Raw genomic sequence first — 16752 nt, forward strand, 5'->3', positions numbered from 1 at the left:
CCGCGGGCCGAGCGGTGTCGACCGACACGCCCCCGCTGCCTGACGACACCACGCGGAGCGGCGGCGACATCACGGTCAACGGCCGGATCACTCCACTCGGGGATGTCACGCCACACACCACGGCGCTGGAATGGCTGCGTGGACGAGGCCTCACCGGCTGCAAGGAGGGTTGCGGAGAGGGTGAGTGCGGCGCTTGCGCGGTGCTCGTCGCCCGACCCGGCGTTGATTCGCCCACCGAATGGGTGGCGGTCAACGCATGCCTGTTGCCGGTCGCCGCCCTGGATGCCCAGGAGATCCGCACTGCCGAGGGGCTGGGCAGCCCCGACCGCCTGCACCCGGTCCAGCACGAGATGGCCGTCCGCGGTGGATCGCAGTGTGGCTACTGCACACCCGGCTTCGTCTGCAGCATGGCTGCCGAGTACTACCGGGCCGGAAGACGGGCGTCCCCGGACGGCGACGTGACCGGACACGACAAGGGGCCCAACGGCTTCGACCTGGACGCCCTCAGCGGCAACCTGTGCCGCTGCACCGGATACCGGCCGATTCGCGACGCCGCGTTCGCACTCGGTCCACCGGTGCCCGACGACCAGCTTGTGCAACGCCAGCAGGCGCCCACGGCGCCGCCCCGGCCCGTTCGGCTGCGGCACGGGGGCCGGGAGTTCGTCCGGCCGGCCTCGCTGCCCGACGCCCTGCGACGGCTTCGCGAGCAACCCACTGCCACCGTGGTGGCCGGCTCCACCGATTGGGGTGTGCAGGTGAACCTGCAGGGCGCCCGGGCCGAGTCGGTCCTCGCGATCGACCGCCTCGCGGAGCTGCGGAAGCTGATGATCACGCCGGAGAGCATCGAGGTCGGTGCCGGACTGGCCCTCAGCGAGATCGAGCGCCGCCTCGCGGGCCGGGTGCCGCTGCTCGCCCACATGTTCCCCCTCTTCGCCTCCAGGCTCATCCGCAACAGAGCCACCATTGGCGGCAACCTGGGCACCGGATCCCCGGTGGGCGACACCGCGCCGGTGTTGCTCGCGCTTGCCGCCGAGGTCATCCTGGTCAGCGTCGACGGCGAACGCAGGGTGCCGCTGGCGGACTACTTCACCGGGTATCGGCGCAGCGTTCGTCGCTCCGGCGAGCTGATCCGGGCAGTGCGGATCCCACGCCCGCTCGCCGGCCTCGTCGCCTTCCACAAGATTGCGAAGCGGCGGTTCGACGACGTCACCAGCGTCGCCGTCGGCTTCGCCCTCGACGTCGTCGGTGGAACGGTCACCCGCGCACGCATCGGCCTGGGTGGGGTGGCGGCCACACCGATCCGGGCCCGGGCGACCGAGGCGGCGCTGGAGGGCAACCCCTGGTCCGCAGCCACCGTCGCTGCCGCCGCTCGGTCTTTGCGCCGCGAGGGCACACCGCAGGACGACCACCGGTCCAGCGCCGAGTATCGAGCCGCGATGCTCGGCCAGAGCCTACTCAAGCTCTACGCCGAGAACCCGGCCCCGTACGAGATCGCCGCAGTCCCCGGCGGACGGATCGCCGCGGCCACCGAGCACCAGGCCGAGAGGAGGCCACGGAATGAGCGCGCTGTCTGAGAGGCCGGAGAGTCCCGCGGTGGGTGCAGCGGTCCCGCACGAGAGTGCGCGGCTGCACGTCACCGGTGCGGCACAGTTCACCGACGACCTGATCCCTCGTACCAAGGATGTGCTGCACGCCCACCCGGTACAGGTGCCCCAGGCGCACGCCCGGGTCACCGCGCTGCGAGTCGCCCCGGCGCTCCGCGTGCCAGGTGTCGTCCGGGTGCTCACGGCCGCCGATGTGCCCGGAGTGAACGACGCCGGGATCAAGCAGGACGAGCCATTGTTCCCCGAGGAAGTCATGTTCTTCGGCCACGCCGTCTGTTGGGTGCTCGCCGAGACGTACGAGGCGGCACGTGTGGGCGCGGCCGCCGTGGAGGTCGAGACGGAGCCGTTGCCCTCCTACGTGACCGTGCGGGAGGCGATCGCCGCCGACAGTTTCCAGGGCGCCATGCCGCAACTGGTGCGGGGCGACGTCGAGACCGGTCTGGCCGACGCCGTGCACGTCTTCGGTGGGGAACTCGAAATCGCCGGGCAGGAGCACTTCTACCTGGAGACGCACAGCTCGCTGGCCCACGTCGACGAAGCCGGGCAGGTCTTCGTGCAGAGCAGTACCCAGCACCCCTCGGAGACCCAGGAGATAGTCGCCCACGTGCTGGGCCGGGCCAGCAACGAGGTGACCGTCCAGTGCCTGCGCATGGGCGGCGGCTTCGGCGGCAAGGAGATGCAGCCACACGGCCTCGCTGCCATCGCCGCGCTGGGCGCGACGTGCACCGGCCGCCCGGTACGGGTGCGCCTGACCCGCGCCCAGGACCTGACCATGTCGGGCAAGAGGCACGGGTTTCTCGTCGAGTGGCGGGTCGGGTTCGATGCGGCGGGCCGGCTGCTCGCGCTCGAAGCGACCCTGACCTCGGACGGCGGCTGGAGCCTCGACCTGTCCGAGCCGGTGCTGGCCCGCGCGCTGTGCCACGTTGACAACGCGTACTGGTTGCCACATGTACGACTCAACGGCCGCATCGTGCGCACCCACAAGACATCCAGCACTGCCTTCCGGGGCTTCGGGGGCCCGCAGGGGATGCTGGTCATCGAGGACATCCTCGGCCGCTGCGCCCCACTGCTCGGCATCGACCCGATGGAACTGCGCCGACGCAACTTCTACCGCCGCGGGCAGACCACGCCGTACGGCCAGTTGGTCCGGCACCCGGAACGGCTGGACAGGCTCTGGCGTCAGGTCGTCGACACCGGTGACATTGCCGCCCGGCAGCGGGAGGTCGCGGCCTTCAACGCCGCACATCCGCATGCCAAACGTGGCCTGGCCGTCACGCCGGTCAAGTTCGGCATCTCGTTCAACCTCACCGCGTTCAACCAGGCCGGCGCACTCGTGCACGTGTACCGGGACGGGTCGGTGCTGATCAACCATGGCGGCACCGAGATGGGTCAGGGCCTGCACACCAAGATGCTGCAGGTAGCAGCAACCGAGCTGGGCATTCCACTGGGCCGGATGCGGCTGGCGCCCACACGTACCGACAAGGTGCCCAACACCTCGGCGACCGCAGCGAGCTGCGGTGCCGACCTCAACGGTGGCGCGGTCAGGCAGGCCTGCGAACAGCTTCGCGAGCGGCTGACCCGGGTGGCCGCCACCATGCTGGGGCTGAACGCCGCCGACATCAGCATCGTCGACGGTGTGGCGCGGGGTACCGGGGCCCCTACCGGCGTCGAGTGGAACGATCTGGTGCGGACCGCGTACTTCCAGCGGGTGCAACTGTTCGCGGCGGGTTTCTACCGCACCGAGGGGCTGTACTGGGACTCAGCGGCGATGCAGGGCTCGCCGTTCAAGTACTTCGCGTACGGGGTGGCCGCGGCCGAGGTCGAAGTCGACGGGTTCACGGGCACGTACCGAACGCGACGGGTGGACATCGTGCACGACGTCGGGGACAGCCTGTCACCGCTCATCGACATCGGACAGATCGAGGGCGGGTTCGTACAGGGCGCGGGCTGGCTGACCCTGGAGGACCTCCGTTGGAACACCGGCACGGGAGCCGCGCGCGGCCAGCTGGCCACGCGAGGGGCCAGCTCGTACAAGCTGCCCAGCTTTTCGGAGATGCCGGAGGTCTTCAATGTGACGATGTTGGCCGACGCGGCCGAGGAGGGGGCGGTCTACGGCGCCAAGGCGGTGGGCGAGCCGCCGCTGATGCTCGCCTTCTCCGTGCGCGAGGCCCTGCGCCAGGCGGCGGCCGCGTTCGGGCCCGCCGGCATCAGCATCGACCTCGCCTCGCCGGCCACCCCCGAGGCGGTCTTCTGGGCGATCGAGCGGGCCCGGGCGTGCGGCGGGCACGGCCCCACGGCGGACGCGGACCTCGCTCCGGGTGGGGCGGCGAACGCCGGGCACCCGACGCCGGAGCGGGCCCTGCGGACGGTGAGTCATGTCTGAGGGAACCTGGCTGGCAGCGGTGGCGCACCTGCGCAGCGTCCGTGAGCCCGGTGTACTCGTCACGCTCGTGACGGTCCGCGGCCATGCCCCTCGCGCGGCCGGCGCGAAGCTCGTGGTGAGCGAAACGCAGACGTGGGGCTCGATCGGCGGCGGCAAGCTGGAAGCGGTCGCGATCGACCGGGCCCGTACGCTGCTGGCCGCAGGCGGCCCGACGCCCGAGCTGTTCACGCTCGCGCTGTCCGACAAAGCGCCCTACGAGCACGGGGTGCAGTGCTGCGGAGGGACCGTCACGGTGTTGCTCGAATCGCTACCCGTGGCGCCGGTGGTGGCTGTCTTCGGCGTAGGGCACGTGGGCCTGGAGCTGGCTCGTGTCCTGGCTCGGCATGATATCGACCTACATCTCATCGACACCCGCCCGGAGCAGCTCACCGAGGACCGGTTGGCGGTCTTCTCCGATGCGGTGGCCCGGGTGCACGTCCACCGGGTGGCAGTGCTGCCGGAGACCGTGCTCGGCGAGCTGCCCACAGGCACCCACGCGTTGATCATGACGCACGACCATGCGGAGGACCTCTCCCTCTGCGACGCGATGCTGCGCGGCGGTGAATTCGGCACCATCGGCCTCATCGGTTCGGCGGGCAAGTGGGCCCGGTTCCGCACCGAACTCGCCGCACAGGGCCACGACGCCACGGCCATCGCCCGCATCACCACGCCCATCGGGCTCGCCGACATCCACGGCAAGGAGCCCGCGACGATCGCCGTCAGCGTCGCCGCCGATCTCCTGGGCAGGATGGAACATCACCAGGCGATGGCCGGCGACCGCGCTCCCTCGGCGGCCCGGCCATGACCCTCTACCGCGCTCAGGTCGTCGACACTCCCGACGACCCGTTCCGCGGCGGCGCGCTCCGCTGTGACGGCGATGCGGGGCTGCTCGTCGAGGACGGGCGGATCGTCGAGCGGGATGCCTTTGCCACGCTGCGCTCCCGACACCCGGAGGCACAGCTGGTCGAGCTCTCCGATGGAGTCCTGCTACCCGGCCTGGTGGACGCCCATGTGCACTTCCCGCAGGTCCGCGTCATCGGTGCGCTCGGGATGCCGTTGCTGGAATGGTTGGAACGCTGCGCGCTGCCCGAGGAGGCACGGATCGCCGAGATCGACTACGCGCGCGTGGTAGCCGGCGAGTTCGTCTCGGCCCTCACCTCGGCAGGCACGACCACCGCTCTGGTTTTCGGCTCGCACTTCGCGCCGGCGGTGGACGCACTGTTCCAGGCGGCCGCGGGGCACGGCCTACGGATCACCAGCGGCCTGGTCGTCGGTGACCGGATGCTGCGGCCGGAGCTGCACACGTCCGCAGAGCGCAGTTACGACGAAGGCCGCGAGCTGGCACGGCGCTGGCACGGCGTCGGACGCAGTCGGTACGCGGTGACCCCCCGGTTCGCGTTGTCGTGCAGCGACGAACTGCTCGCGTCATGCGGGGAGTTGCACCGGGATGTGGTGGGCAGCTGGTTCACGTCGCACCTGAACGAGAACCTCGACGAGGTCGCCACGGTCCGGCGACTGTCCGGCACCACCAACTACCTGGACTGCTACGACCGGCACGGACTGGTCGGCCGACAGAGCGTCTTCGCACACAACGTGCATTCGACTGACACCGAGCTGACCCGGCTGGCCGAGGCCCAGGCCAGCGTGGCGCACTGCCCGACGAGCAACGCGGCGCTGGGCAGCGGCATGTTCCCGCTCAACCGCCACCTCGCCCATGGCGTACTCGTGGCACTCGGTTGCGACGTGGGTGCGGGCACTGGCTTCTCACTGCTGAAAGAGGGGCTGCAGACGTACCTCCTGCAACGCCTGCGCGGCGTGGACGGCGTGCCCCTCACTGCGGCGCACTTGTTGTACCTGGCCACCGCAGCGGGCGGGCAGGCCCTGGGCCTGCGGGACCAGATCGGCGACCTGAGCGTCGGCAGACGGTTCGACGCGATCTGGATACGACCCCGTCCGGGCACGATCCTGGATATCGGCATACGTCACTCGAACGGACCGGAGGATGCCCTTGCGAAGGTGTTCGCGCTGGCCACGCCGGACGACCTGGGACAGGTGTGGATCGACGGAGCACCCCTGCGGGCCAGAGCCGTCGACGCTCGTCCGCTACGCCCTCAATCCCGGCGTCGACCTGAGCATCCCAGGAGCAAAAAGGCAGCCCGCCGCACCAACAGCGATGAGCGGACGCGTCATCGCGGCCGAGCCGGCACCGATGGTGGGGTGAGCCGGTGACGACCTGGACTCTGGATCGGTTGAACAACGCGCCCGACGACGAGCGCCTGCGGTCGGCCCTACGCCAGTGCTGCTCGGCAGAGGCATGGGTGGCCGAGGTCATCGCCGGGCGACCCTACGTCAACGAGGCCGAGCTCAGCGCGGCCTCCGACGCGGGCACCAGCACCCTCGACGAGACCGGCTTTGCCGAGGCGTTGGCCGGTCATCCACGGATCGGCAAGCCGGCGACCGGCAGCGGCGGACAGTGGTCGCGGCGAGAGCAGGCAGGAGTCGGCGCCGCGGACGAGGAGCTGCTGACGAGTCTCGACCGGGCCAACGCGGCGTACGAGGCGCGCTTCGGGCACCTGTACCTGGTCTGTGCGACCGGACGATCAGCGGCGGACCTGCTCGCCATCTGCCGCTCCCGGTTGGCGAACGACCCGGCGACCGAGCGCCGGGTAGCGCTCACGGAGCTGGCCGAGATCAACCGCCTGCGGCTGGGCAAACTCCTGCGATCGGAGGCCTGATGAGCCTGTCGACTCACGTACTGGACATCACCACGGGCCTCCCCGCGCCGGAGCTCGCGGTCGTCGTCGAGCGCTGTCATCGCGACGCGTGGCAGCACCTCGCCCGGGCCTGCACCGACGCCGACGGGCGCGTCCGCGAGCTGTACGCACCCCACGCGGGCGTACACCGACTCCGCTTCGACACAGGGCGGTACTTCGTCGATCGCGGAGTCCACACCTTCTACCCGGAGATCGTGGTCACCTTCCAGATCGTCGATGAAGGGGCGCACCATCACGTACCACTACTGCTCGGCCCGTTCGGCTACTCGACCTACCGGGGAAGCTGATGGGCGCGGGTGCTCGTCATGAACGGCGTCGGTCAACTCAGGAGGCTCCATGGGCTTCACGACTACTCCGGTGCGAACCTCCTGGCTGACCTGGCCAGCAGGGATAGTTGCCGCGCTCGCGTGGGCCCTCGGCCACTTCACCCGGATTGCGGCGTTCGATCTCCTGTTCGTCGCGGCTCTGTCGTGGCTGCTCGGCGTGCTCCTGAGTGACGGCGCAAGTCGCTACCTAGTACCGGGCGACGAGCATCCCCGCGGCGACAACCGAGCGTCAGCCGAAGACCGAGCAGGCACCCCGAGCAGACCGGCAGCGGTTCGCCCGCGACGGCGGCGGCAGCCAACCGTGGCACTGGACTCTCGGCCATCACGGGCACCGGTTCCAGGCCGCCGCCCACAACCGGCCCGAGCCCACCCTCCGGACGAGCCGCCAGACCGTGCAACGACTGTCGGCCAATCCGCACCTGACACACCTGCTCACCACCAATGAGTTCTTCGTACGGCTCACCGCACACGCCCGCCAGCACCCCGAGGCGCGGCTGGACCGGTGGTGGTCCGAGGCGATGACGACCAAGCAGTTCCGCACCATCACCGCGGACGGGCACGGCCTGTGGAGCGTCGCCCACGCCACGGTGGGGCTCTTCCTGGAGGCCGACACTGGCACCGAGCCGTTGCGGAGCCGGGTGGTGACCAAGCTCGACCGGTACGCGAAGCTGATCCGCCGCGGCGGCCCGCGCTATCCGGTGCTGTTCTGGCTGCGCAGCGAGCAACGCGAAGAGCACCTTCACCAACTCCTGCGTGGCCAGCACACCGATGTTCCGGCCGCGACCGCCACCCACGGCACCGACCCGGCGCACGCCGTCTGGCTTCCGATCGGTGCCACCGGCCGGGTACGCCTCGCCGACCTGCCCAGCGACCACGGGCAGCCCGTGGCGGACAACCCCAACTACGACGAAGGCGTCTTCGTGCCCTGACGGGCCCTGGCAGGCCCCGCGTGAATCCTGTCAGCCCAGGTCAGAGGCATGATCGCGATTCCTGACAGGAGCGGTGCTGTCAGGTCACGAAGCTACGGTGCAGATTCTTCTTTTGCTCGCACCGCCGCCCGTCTGGTCCTCCTCGGATCTGCCCGCGCCCGGCGAATCACCCACAGCCCACCCTCGGTCGGCTCGTGATCCACGCCCCGCGCCTCTCAGGCAGCTTCCCAAGTCCAGACGCCGCGCCCCGGTGGCACCACCGCACACCCCCATGCATGCCCACTCCTTCGCAAAGGAGCACCTCGCCATGCCCACATCCGCCCCGCTCACCGACCAAGTCGTCACCGTCTGTTTCGCCCCCGGCGAAGACGCCGACTGGTTCGCCGCCTCGGAAAAGGTCAACGACCTCCTGCACGCCAACGGCACCCCCGCCCGCCGCTACCACGTCCGCCACCGCCGCTTCATCGGCTGGCTGACCCGGTTCCTCAGCTACTACCTGCTCGACGCCGCCCGCCGCCTCGGCGCGGTAACCATGGCCGCCGGAGGCCGCAAGAGCCGCCTCGACCTGACCGCCACCACGACCAAGGCCGCCCACGCCGCCGCACTGCGCTGGATCGACACGAACCGATGCCCAACTCGGGTTACGTGTTGTTGGTGCCATCCCGATCGGCTGACGATTAACCTACCCGGACTGTGCGGGTTCCCGGGCCGCCAACGGGGACCCGCGCGGTACACCGTCGAGGGCTGGCCTGAGATTTGGCCAGCCCTCGATTTTAAATCGGATCATCTGGATTCGAACCGACACCCCTGATACGTTCCGTAGTGATTACAGACTTGTCGTTGGTTGTCACAGATGGGCGATGATCTGCACCGACATAACCAAGCGACAGCCGTCGTTTGTCACTGATTGTCGACCACTGGCTCGGGTTTTCGGGGGATAATGGGGGGGGTCGAGACACAGGGTCCGTCGCGCCGGGGCCACCGAGACGGGCTCGCCTGGTCCAAGACCGCCGTACGGACGATCCTGATCAACCCCCGCTACACCGGCCGGCAAGTGTGGAACAAACAACGCACCGACGAAGTGCTGCTCGACGTCAACGACGTCGCCCTCGGCCACACCCCCGTCATGCGATGGAACCAGCGCGACCGGTGGATCACCTCCAACGAACTGGTCCACGAACCCCTGATCGCGCAGACAGACTTCGACCGTGTCCAAGAGATGCTCGGCCTACGGGCCCGGACCGCCACCGCCCCAAAGCGGGCGCACCGATCCCGCCACCCCTACATCTTCAAGAGCCTGGTCCACTGCGGCATCTGCGGCCGAAAGATGCAAGGCCAACACTCCCACGGCGTCGCCTACTACCGCTGCCGCTACCCCCAGGAATACGCCCTGGCCAACAAGGTCGACCACCCCCGCAACGTGATCCTGCGGGAAGACGTGCTGATCACACCGTTGGACACCTGGCTCGTCCAAGGCTTCGGGCCGCTCCAGCGCCGCCACACCATCGCCACGCTCCTCGACCAGGCCCACACCGACATGCCAACCGTGGCCCCGCTCACGAAGGAAGGACCCACCGTCGCCGAGTGCGACGCGAAACTGGCCCGCTACCGGGCGGCACTCGACGCCGGCGCCGACCCCACCGTCGTCGCCGGCTGGATCGCCGAAACCCAGACCGACCGCCAACGCGCCGAGCAACACCAGCACACACGAACCGAGGAGAACACCGACAGCCGGGTCCAGTTCAGCGAGGAACAAATTATTGCCATCGTCGAGGAACTCGGAGACCTGACAGGCGCCCTCCGGGACGCCGAGCCGGAACACAAGCTGGAGGTCTACCGCAGCCTCGGGCTACACCTGGCATACGACCCGGACACACAAACGGTGCGGGCAAGTTTGGATCTTGCCGCGCACCGTTGGGATTCGGTTCGTGTCCGAGGGGGGACTTGAACCCCCACGCCCTATACGGGCACTAGCACCTCAAGCTAGCGCGTCTGCCATTCCGCCACCCGGACCTACTCGTCCAGCCTACCCTGTCGGCCGCGGCGGTCTCACACCCCGTCGGCCGGCCTGGCGGGCCGCACGGGGGACTACTTTACACGGCAGATCTGGATCATGCACATCGCCGTACCGTCACTCGACGGCGGGACCGTTTCCGCAGCTCAGGGCCGTGACGGCATCGACCGCCGCGAGTCGTCGAGGCGGCCGGGTGGCGCCCGGACGGCGAGTACCGGCAGCATTACCGACGTGTCCCACCCCTCCCCTCTCGCCGCGACGCAGCACCAGGCGCTCGCCCTGCGCTCCGCCGGCGATCTCGGTAACGCCCGTCGCCTGCTCGACGACGCCGTCGCCTCGGCCCGACCGACGTACGGCGAGGACCACCGGGAGGTGCTGAGCGCCACCCACCTGCTGGCGAGGCTGCACCTGGAGGCCGACGACCCGGCGGCCGCCCGCCGCACGCTGGAGCAGGCGTACGCCGCCGCGGAACGACGTTGGCCGGCCGCCGACCCGCTGATGCTGGCGCTCTCCTTCGAGCTGGCCTCCGTCGCCGAGGAGCTGGGCAACCGGCACGAGGCGCGCCGCCACTACACCCGGGTCGCCGCCGTCGGCCCGGAGGTGCTCGGCGCGGACCATCCCGCCGTACGCACCGCCCGGCAGTACCTCGGCGACGCCGCGCCGGTGCCGCCCCCACCGGCGGTCCCGCCCCAGCCGGCGCCCCCGGCGGAACCACCTCGACCGATCCCACCGGCGGAGTCGACCGCCCTGTCCGGGCCCACGGTGCAGCTGGCCGACATGTCCCGGCCGCGGTCCGCGCCGCTGCCGCCGGCGCCACCGGTCCCGACGCCCCCGCCGCCGCCGGTACACCCGCAGCAGCAGTCGCCGTGGGCGCCCCAGACCCCCGCGCCACCGGTCGTCCCCGCGCCACCGGTCGTTCCCGCGCCGCGGACACCCCAAGCCGCGCCGCCACCCGCGCCGCCGGTCCCCCCAGCTCCCCGGGTCGCGGCTCCCGTGCACGGCACCGGCCCGCACCCGGTACCCGAGCCGGAGCTGGCCACCGCCCTGCCCCCGGCGCCGGTGATCAGCGCGCCCCCGGCCCAGCGCAGCGCCGAGCCCTCGACGGCCACGGCATCCCCGGCGCCGCACGCTCCCGCGCCGCAGCTGCCGCCGGCCCCCCGGCAGCCTTCCGCCGACCCACTCCGCCCGGTCGACGCTCCCCCGCCGACCGTGGCGAACCCGCCGGACGAGCGGCGCTGGGACCGGCCGACGATCCAGGTGCAGCAGATCACACCGCTGCTCGAGGAGGAGGCCGCCCGCGCCGCGGCAGCGGGCGGCCAGCCGCATCCGGTCGCACCGGGCCCGGGCGGTCAGCCGCATCCGGCCCCGCCGGGCCCGGGCGGCGCGACCACGGCGGCGGGGCCGGCATCGACGGGTACGTCACCGACGCCGACCAGCGGACCGACGCAGAACCCGGCCCCGGTCAGCGGGGCACCCGTGACCGAGCGGCCGGTGAGCGGCCCCGGCATGGCCGGGCAGCCCGTCCACCCGGCGGTGGGCGGCCCACCCGTCAGCGGCGTCCCGCACAGCGGGCCGCCCGTCGACACGGTCCTCCCGCACGGCGGCCCACCCGCCGGCACCGCCCCGCACGTCGGCGCACCGATCAGCGGGGGCCCGCAGAGCAGCCCGCCGATCAGCGGGGTCCCGTACAGCGCGCCTCCCGTGCCGGCGCCGCCGGTCAGCGGACCGCCCGGGTCACCCTTCCCGGGGACGTACCCGCGGACGCCGCCGGTCAGCGCACCGCCGTTCAACGCAGCCCCGGCCAGCGCACCGCCGTTCAGCGCGCCGCCGGTGCCGCCGCCACCGATCAGCGCACCGCCGGCCGCCGCACCGCCGTGGGGGATGAGCGTGCCGCCGTGGAGCAGCGTGGCGCCGTCGCAGCCGCTCGCCACCCCGACGCCGGACGAGACCGACGACACGGACCCGGACGACGGCGGGGACCCGGCCGACGACATCCCGGCTGACGGTCTGCCCGTGCCGTACCCGGCCCGGACCACCCCGGACAGCGAGCTCGCACCCCCGCCCGTCGCCCCACAGCCGCCGGCGTCCTACCCGCACCCACAGCCGGTCGCACCGCCCGCACCGGGCTTCGGACCCTCGGCACCGCAGCCCCAACCGGGTCACCGACCGCAGGCCGGGCAGCCGGACGGCGGCCACGATCCGGCGACCGGGCGTCCCCGGCCGGCCCAGCCGGGACCGGCGGGTCACCTGACGTCCGACCCGCGCACGCCGCAGATCGGGCCGGCGCACCAGCCGGCGTACCCCGAGCGGCCCGGCCAGCCGGCCGCGTACACCACACCGCAGGGCTACCCGGCCGACCCGTACCTGGCCGCGCCGGGGTACCCGCAGCTTTCGGCGTACCCGCAGGGTGAGCCGGAGCGGGACGGCCGCAACCGGACGGTGGTGGCCGTGGCGGCGGGCGCGGCGGTGGTCCTGGCGGCCGTGATCGGCGTCGGCGTCGTGGTGCTGGGCCGGGACCCGGCTCCCCCGGCCGCGGCGCCGACCACGGCGACGCCGAAGACCGGCGGGGCGAGCGCGGCGGCCGGCGCGCCGCCGGGCGACCTGAAGCTGCGCGACGACATCACCACGATCACCCTGACCTGGACCGATCCGACCAAGGGGACCGTGCCGTTCATGGTGGCCAGCGGCCGGGCCGGGCAACCGCTCAAGGTGACGGCCCCCCTGGACCCGGGGACGACCCGCTACACGGTCAACGGGCTGGGGACCAAGGTGGACTACTGCTTCACCGTCCTCGCGGTCTACTCCACCGACTCGTTCGCCACCTCCGGACAGGTCTGCACCCAGCGGGAACGCGGTACGCCCACCGGCTGATCGTCCACATTGCCACGCTGGGTGCCCAACGGCGGACCGTGCGGGTTCTCTCCACCATCGACCGGACCATATGATGTGCCGGGCTCAGGGGAAGGTCGGCGGCAGCCGGCACCACGGGACGGGGGAGGCAGCCGGTTGTGGCGACCAACGACGAGGCCGTGAGCACCGGCGCGGGGCCGACCCGCCCGCGCAGACGGCTGCGGGGCGGCCTGGTCACCGTCGGCACCGTGACCGCCCTGCTGGCGGCCATGGGGTTGACCGTCCTCGGGCTGGGCGCGGCCGACGACGCGGTCGCCAACTACGACGCCAGCTCGTGGCTGTGGAGCGCGGCGCGCAGCGAGATGGCCCGGGTCAACGGCGTCACCGCCCGGGTCGACACCCGGGTCGAGATCCCCGGTGCCCGCCGGCACCCGATGCAGGTCACCCAGACCGACCGGATGCTGATCCTGCGCGACCTGAACACCGGCCAGGTCAGCTCCCTCGACCTGGCCACCCTCCAGATCATGGCCACCAGCAGCACCACCCCCGGGCTCGGGGTGAACGTGGCACTGCACGAGGACGCCGCCTTCGTCGTCGACTCCGTGCAGGGCATCGTCCGGCAGCTCGACCCGCGTTCCCTCGCGCCGGTCGGCCAGCCGGTCCGCTACCCGCCGGGCATCACCGGCGGCTCCTTCGACGACGAGGGCAACCTCTGGGTCGCCGTCCCCAGCGAGGGCACCGTCTCGGCGATCACCCCCGCCGACCTGCCCGACGAGCCCGGCTCCGCGGCCCCGCCGGACGCCGGCCTGAGCCCCCGGCAGGTCCGCACGTACGACGTCGCCGAGCCCAGCCACGAGCTGGTGGTCTCCACCCTGGAGGAAGGGGTGGCGGTGCTCGACCGCACCTCCTCGGCGCTGGTGACGGTGCGCGGCGGCCAGACGCGGCGGGCGCCGTTGAAGCTCTCCGGCACCGGCGCCCTGCCGGCGCACACCACCGGACCGGTGGTGCCGGTCACGGTCATCGGGCAGCGTCGGGTGCACGTGGTCGCCGAGGACCGCGAGGTGCGGCGGTTCACCGTGCCGGGCACCGGCGAGCGGCTCAGCCCCGCCGTGGCCTGGGCGGACCGGTTCTACTGCGCCGACGAGGCGAACGGCACCGTCTACTCCTTCGACGCCGGCGGCAAGCTGGTCGACACCATCCCCGGCAAGGGGGTGACCGGTCCGCTGGAGCTGGAGGTGCGGGAGAACCACCTGTTCATCAACGCCCCGGATGCGGCCACCGCCCGGGTGGTCGACGACCGCAACCAGGTGCGCGAGGTCAACAAGTACGCCAACGACGTGCTCGGCGGCGACCCGCCGAAGCAGGCCCCGCCACCCCCGCCGCCGCCGAGAAAGAAGAAGAAGCTGCCGACGGTGCTCAAGCCGGGCGCCCCGGCCGCGGTGACCGCCGCCGCCGGCAACGCGCAGGCCCGGGTCACCTGGCAACCGGCGGCCGGTAATGGCGCCGACATCATCCGGTACGTGGTGGAGGGCGCCGGGCAGCGCCACGAGGTCGGCGCCAACCAGCGCGCGGTCGAGATCACCGGCCTGACCAACGGCCAGACCTACACGTTCTCCGTGTACGCGGTGAACGCCAAGGGCGCAGGTCCGAAGCGGACCAGCAACCCGGTCGTCCCGACCGCGGCGGTCCCCGACCCGCCGGCCTCGGTGACCGCCCAGGAACGCCCCGACGGCACCGTGCTGGTCAGCTGGCCGGCCGCCAACGGGCAGGGCAACACCATCGCGAAGTACACGGTCACCGCCACGTCGACCGGCGCTAACGCCCCGGCCGGCGAGTCGACGAAGACCGAGCTGGTGGTGCCCGCGGGCGCGCTGAGGTACGGCACCCAGTACGCGTTCACCGTGGTCGCGGTCAACGACAAGGGCGCCGGCTCGGCGGCCTCGCCGATGAGCAACACGGTGGTGCCGTTCACCGCCCCGGCAGCCCCGACCGAACTGCGGGCCGCGACCGTGGCCGACCAGGCCGGCACCGTGGCGGTGCAGTGGTCACCGGCGGTGGACAACGGCCGGCCGGTGACGAAGTACCTGGTGGACGTCGGCGGGCAGACCAGTGAGGTGACCGACGTGCAGACCAGCGTCGGCGGCCTCGGCGACGGACAGAACGTCACGGTCAAGGTGACGGCGGTCAACGAGGCCGGGGCCGGCCCGGAGGCGACGGCCACCGCCCGCACCGTCGCGCCGCCGCAGGTCACCGTCACCGGGTCGTCGGCCACCACCACCTCGGCCACGGTGTCGGTCACCGTGGACGCCGGCGGCGGGCAGGCCACCTGCCAGCTCAGCACCACCGGGGCGGCCCCCAAGAGCGGGGACTGCACCGACCTGACCGTGACCGGCCTGACCCCGGGCACCGACTACACGTTCACCGTCACCGCGACGAACGTCGCCGGGCAGGGCACCGCCACCCACGCCCAGACCACCGACCCGATCTACGGGATCGCCACCTGCACCAACGGCACCTCCGGGGCCGAGGCGACGTACTGCAACAAGGACGTCTCCGGGCGCAACGGCAACGAGATCTTCTCCGTGCCGCAGCAGGTCAACGCCAAGCAGGTCGGCTGGGCCAGGCCCGGCACCCGGCTGCGGACGTACTGCAGGAAGCAGGGCGAAGAGGTCTACGCCTACATCTACAACAACGACAAGCGCAGCACCTGGTGGGTGCAGGTCGACTACTCGGGCCGCAACTACATCCCGTGGGCCTGGCTCAACCTGGAGGGCGGCGACGACATCGCCCTCCTGCCCACCTGCTGACCCGCCCGGCGAGGAGCGACTGAGGCACGTGAACCACCCCGAACCGTTGAGCCAGCCGGAGGTGCAGGGCTTCGCCGCCCTCGCCGCCCGGCTGGCCGACAACGTCAACGCCGTCGTGCTGGGCAAGCCGCAGGTGGTCCGGCTGGCGTTGACCGCGCTCTTCGCCCAGGGGCACGTGCTGCTGGAGGACGTGCCCGGGGTCGGCAAGACCACCCTGGCCCGGGCGATCGCGGCCACCGTCAAGGGCGAGTGGCGGCGCATCCAGTTCACCCCGGACCTGCTCCCGTCGGACGTCTCCGGGGTGACCATCTTCAACCAGGCCACCCGGGCCTTCGAGTTCCACCCGGGCCCGGTCTTCGCCAACATCGTCATCGCCGACGAGATCAACCGGGCCTCGCCGAAGACCCAGTCGGCGCTGCTGGAGGTGATGGAGGAACACACCGTCACCGTCGACGGTGTCCGGCACCCGGTGCCGCGGCCGTTCCTGGTGGTCGCCACCCAGAACCCGGTGGAGATGGACGGCACGTACCGCCTCCCCGAGGCGCAACTCGACCGGTTCCTGGTGAAGCTGTCGGTGGGTTACCCCGACGAGGCCGTCGAGGTGGAGGTGCTGCGCGGCGCCACGCTGCGCTCCCCCGACTCGTTGCAGGCGGTCACCGACACCGCCACCGTCGGGGAGATGGTCCGGATGGCGCGCCGGGTGCACATCGCCGAACCCCTCTACACGTACGCGGTGCGACTGGCCGCGGCCACCCGGGGGCACCCGCAGGTGCGGGTCGGGGTCAGCCCGCGCGGGGTGATCGCGCTGACCCGGGCGGCGTGCGCGTACGCGCTGATCGACGGGCGGGGCTGGATCATGCCGGAGGACCTGAAGATCCTCGCCGAGCCGGTCTTCGCCCACCGGCTGCTGCTCACCCCCGACGCCCAGGTCCGCGGCGTCTCCGCCGCCGAGGTGCTCCGCCAGGCGATCGCCTCGGTGCCGGTGCCGCTCCCGTCCGGCCAGGCCACGCCGGTGCACGGCTGAGG

12 protein-coding genes and 1 tRNA gene are annotated in these 16752 nt (G+C 71.9%); 12 read left to right on the forward strand and 1 reads right to left on the reverse strand.

Translation table 11 applies throughout. From position 1 onward, the window contains the following. Nucleotides 1–14: 14 nt before the first annotated feature. From GA0070564_RS10525 to GA0070564_RS10565, 9 genes are all read left to right on the forward strand, one after another. Nucleotides 15–1574 (forward strand): xanthine dehydrogenase small subunit, encoded by a 1560-nt coding sequence (locus GA0070564_RS10525; RefSeq protein ID WP_218104906.1) that lies wholly within the window; start codon nucleotides 15–17, stop codon nucleotides 1572–1574. Beyond that, nucleotides 1558–3987 (forward strand): xanthine dehydrogenase molybdopterin binding subunit, encoded by a 2430-nt coding sequence (gene xdhB / locus GA0070564_RS10530; protein ID WP_091606523.1) that lies wholly within the window; start codon nucleotides 1558–1560, stop codon nucleotides 3985–3987. Before GA0070564_RS10525 ends, xdhB begins: the two co-directional genes overlap by 17 nt. After that, on the forward strand, nucleotides 3980–4831 hold the full coding sequence (xdhC, locus tag GA0070564_RS10535) for a xanthine dehydrogenase accessory protein XdhC (protein WP_091606528.1): 852 nt from the start codon (nucleotides 3980–3982) through the stop codon (nucleotides 4829–4831). Before xdhB ends, xdhC begins: the two co-directional genes overlap by 8 nt. Beyond that, a complete protein-coding gene (locus GA0070564_RS10540; protein ID WP_091606531.1) occupies nucleotides 4828–6255 on the forward strand; it encodes a guanine deaminase in 1428 nt (475 codons plus the stop codon). Before xdhC ends, GA0070564_RS10540 begins: the two co-directional genes overlap by 4 nt. Continuing rightward, nucleotides 6252–6761, forward strand: a complete 510-nt coding sequence (uraD, locus tag GA0070564_RS10545; RefSeq protein ID WP_091606535.1) for a 2-oxo-4-hydroxy-4-carboxy-5-ureidoimidazoline decarboxylase — start codon at nucleotides 6252–6254, stop codon at nucleotides 6759–6761. The genes GA0070564_RS10540 and uraD overlap by 4 nt, the downstream gene beginning before the upstream one ends. Next, complete coding sequence (gene uraH, locus GA0070564_RS10550; RefSeq protein ID WP_091606539.1) at nucleotides 6761–7087, forward strand: hydroxyisourate hydrolase; 327 nt, start codon at nucleotides 6761–6763, stop codon at nucleotides 7085–7087. The genes uraD and uraH overlap by 1 nt, the downstream gene beginning before the upstream one ends. Nucleotides 7088–7332: 245 nt before the next feature. Then, nucleotides 7333–8055, forward strand: a complete 723-nt coding sequence (locus tag GA0070564_RS10555) for a replication-relaxation family protein (protein WP_091606543.1) — start codon at nucleotides 7333–7335, stop codon at nucleotides 8053–8055. A gap of 307 nt (nucleotides 8056–8362) precedes the next feature. Then, complete coding sequence (locus GA0070564_RS29820; RefSeq protein ID WP_245669900.1) at nucleotides 8363–8866, forward strand: hypothetical protein; 504 nt, start codon at nucleotides 8363–8365, stop codon at nucleotides 8864–8866. A 96-nt stretch (nucleotides 8867–8962) separates the two neighbouring features. Next, nucleotides 8963–10003: a recombinase family protein gene (locus tag GA0070564_RS10565; protein WP_281182126.1), complete on the forward strand. Its 1041-nt coding sequence runs from the start codon at nucleotides 8963–8965 to the stop codon at nucleotides 10001–10003. On the opposite strand, the gene GA0070564_RS10570 is transcribed toward GA0070564_RS10565, so the two are convergent. Then, nucleotides 9985–10068: transfer RNA gene (locus GA0070564_RS10570), tRNA-Leu, on the reverse strand. The two genes, GA0070564_RS10565 and GA0070564_RS10570, sit on opposite strands and share 19 nt — an antisense overlap. Nucleotides 10069–10300: 232 nt before the next feature. Between GA0070564_RS10570 and GA0070564_RS30335 the strand changes: the two genes are divergently transcribed. From GA0070564_RS30335 to GA0070564_RS10585, 3 genes are all read left to right on the forward strand, one after another. Continuing rightward, on the forward strand, nucleotides 10301–12940 hold the full coding sequence (locus GA0070564_RS30335) for a tetratricopeptide repeat protein (RefSeq protein ID WP_342672540.1): 2640 nt from the start codon (nucleotides 10301–10303) through the stop codon (nucleotides 12938–12940). 137 nt (nucleotides 12941–13077) lie between these two features. Next, nucleotides 13078–15726 (forward strand): fibronectin type III domain-containing protein, encoded by a 2649-nt coding sequence (locus tag GA0070564_RS10580; RefSeq protein ID WP_425412440.1) that lies wholly within the window; start codon nucleotides 13078–13080, stop codon nucleotides 15724–15726. A 28-nt stretch (nucleotides 15727–15754) separates the two neighbouring features. Further along, a complete protein-coding gene (locus tag GA0070564_RS10585) occupies nucleotides 15755–16750 on the forward strand; it encodes an AAA family ATPase (RefSeq protein ID WP_091606550.1) in 996 nt (331 codons plus the stop codon). The last annotated feature ends 2 nt before the right edge of the window (nucleotides 16751–16752 follow it).

The sequence above is a fragment of the Micromonospora mirobrigensis genome (assembly GCF_900091555.1).
GTDB lineage: Bacteria > Actinomycetota > Actinomycetes > Mycobacteriales > Micromonosporaceae > Micromonospora > Micromonospora mirobrigensis.

Bases quoted from the DNA above. Each gene is read 5' to 3' on its own strand.
- xdhB (WP_091606523.1), top strand. From the start codon at position 1,558: ATGAGCGCGCTGTCTGAGAGGCCGGAGAGTCCCGCGGTGGGTGCAGCG.
- xdhC (WP_091606528.1), top strand. From the start codon at position 3,980: ATGTCTGAGGGAACCTGGCTGGCAGCGGTGGCGCACCTGCGCAGCGTC.
- GA0070564_RS10540 (WP_091606531.1), top strand. From the start codon at position 4,828: ATGACCCTCTACCGCGCTCAGGTCGTCGACACTCCCGACGACCCGTTC.
- uraH (WP_091606539.1), top strand. From the start codon at position 6,761: ATGAGCCTGTCGACTCACGTACTGGACATCACCACGGGCCTCCCCGCG.
- GA0070564_RS29820 (WP_245669900.1), top strand. From the start codon at position 8,363: ATGCCCACATCCGCCCCGCTCACCGACCAAGTCGTCACCGTCTGTTTC.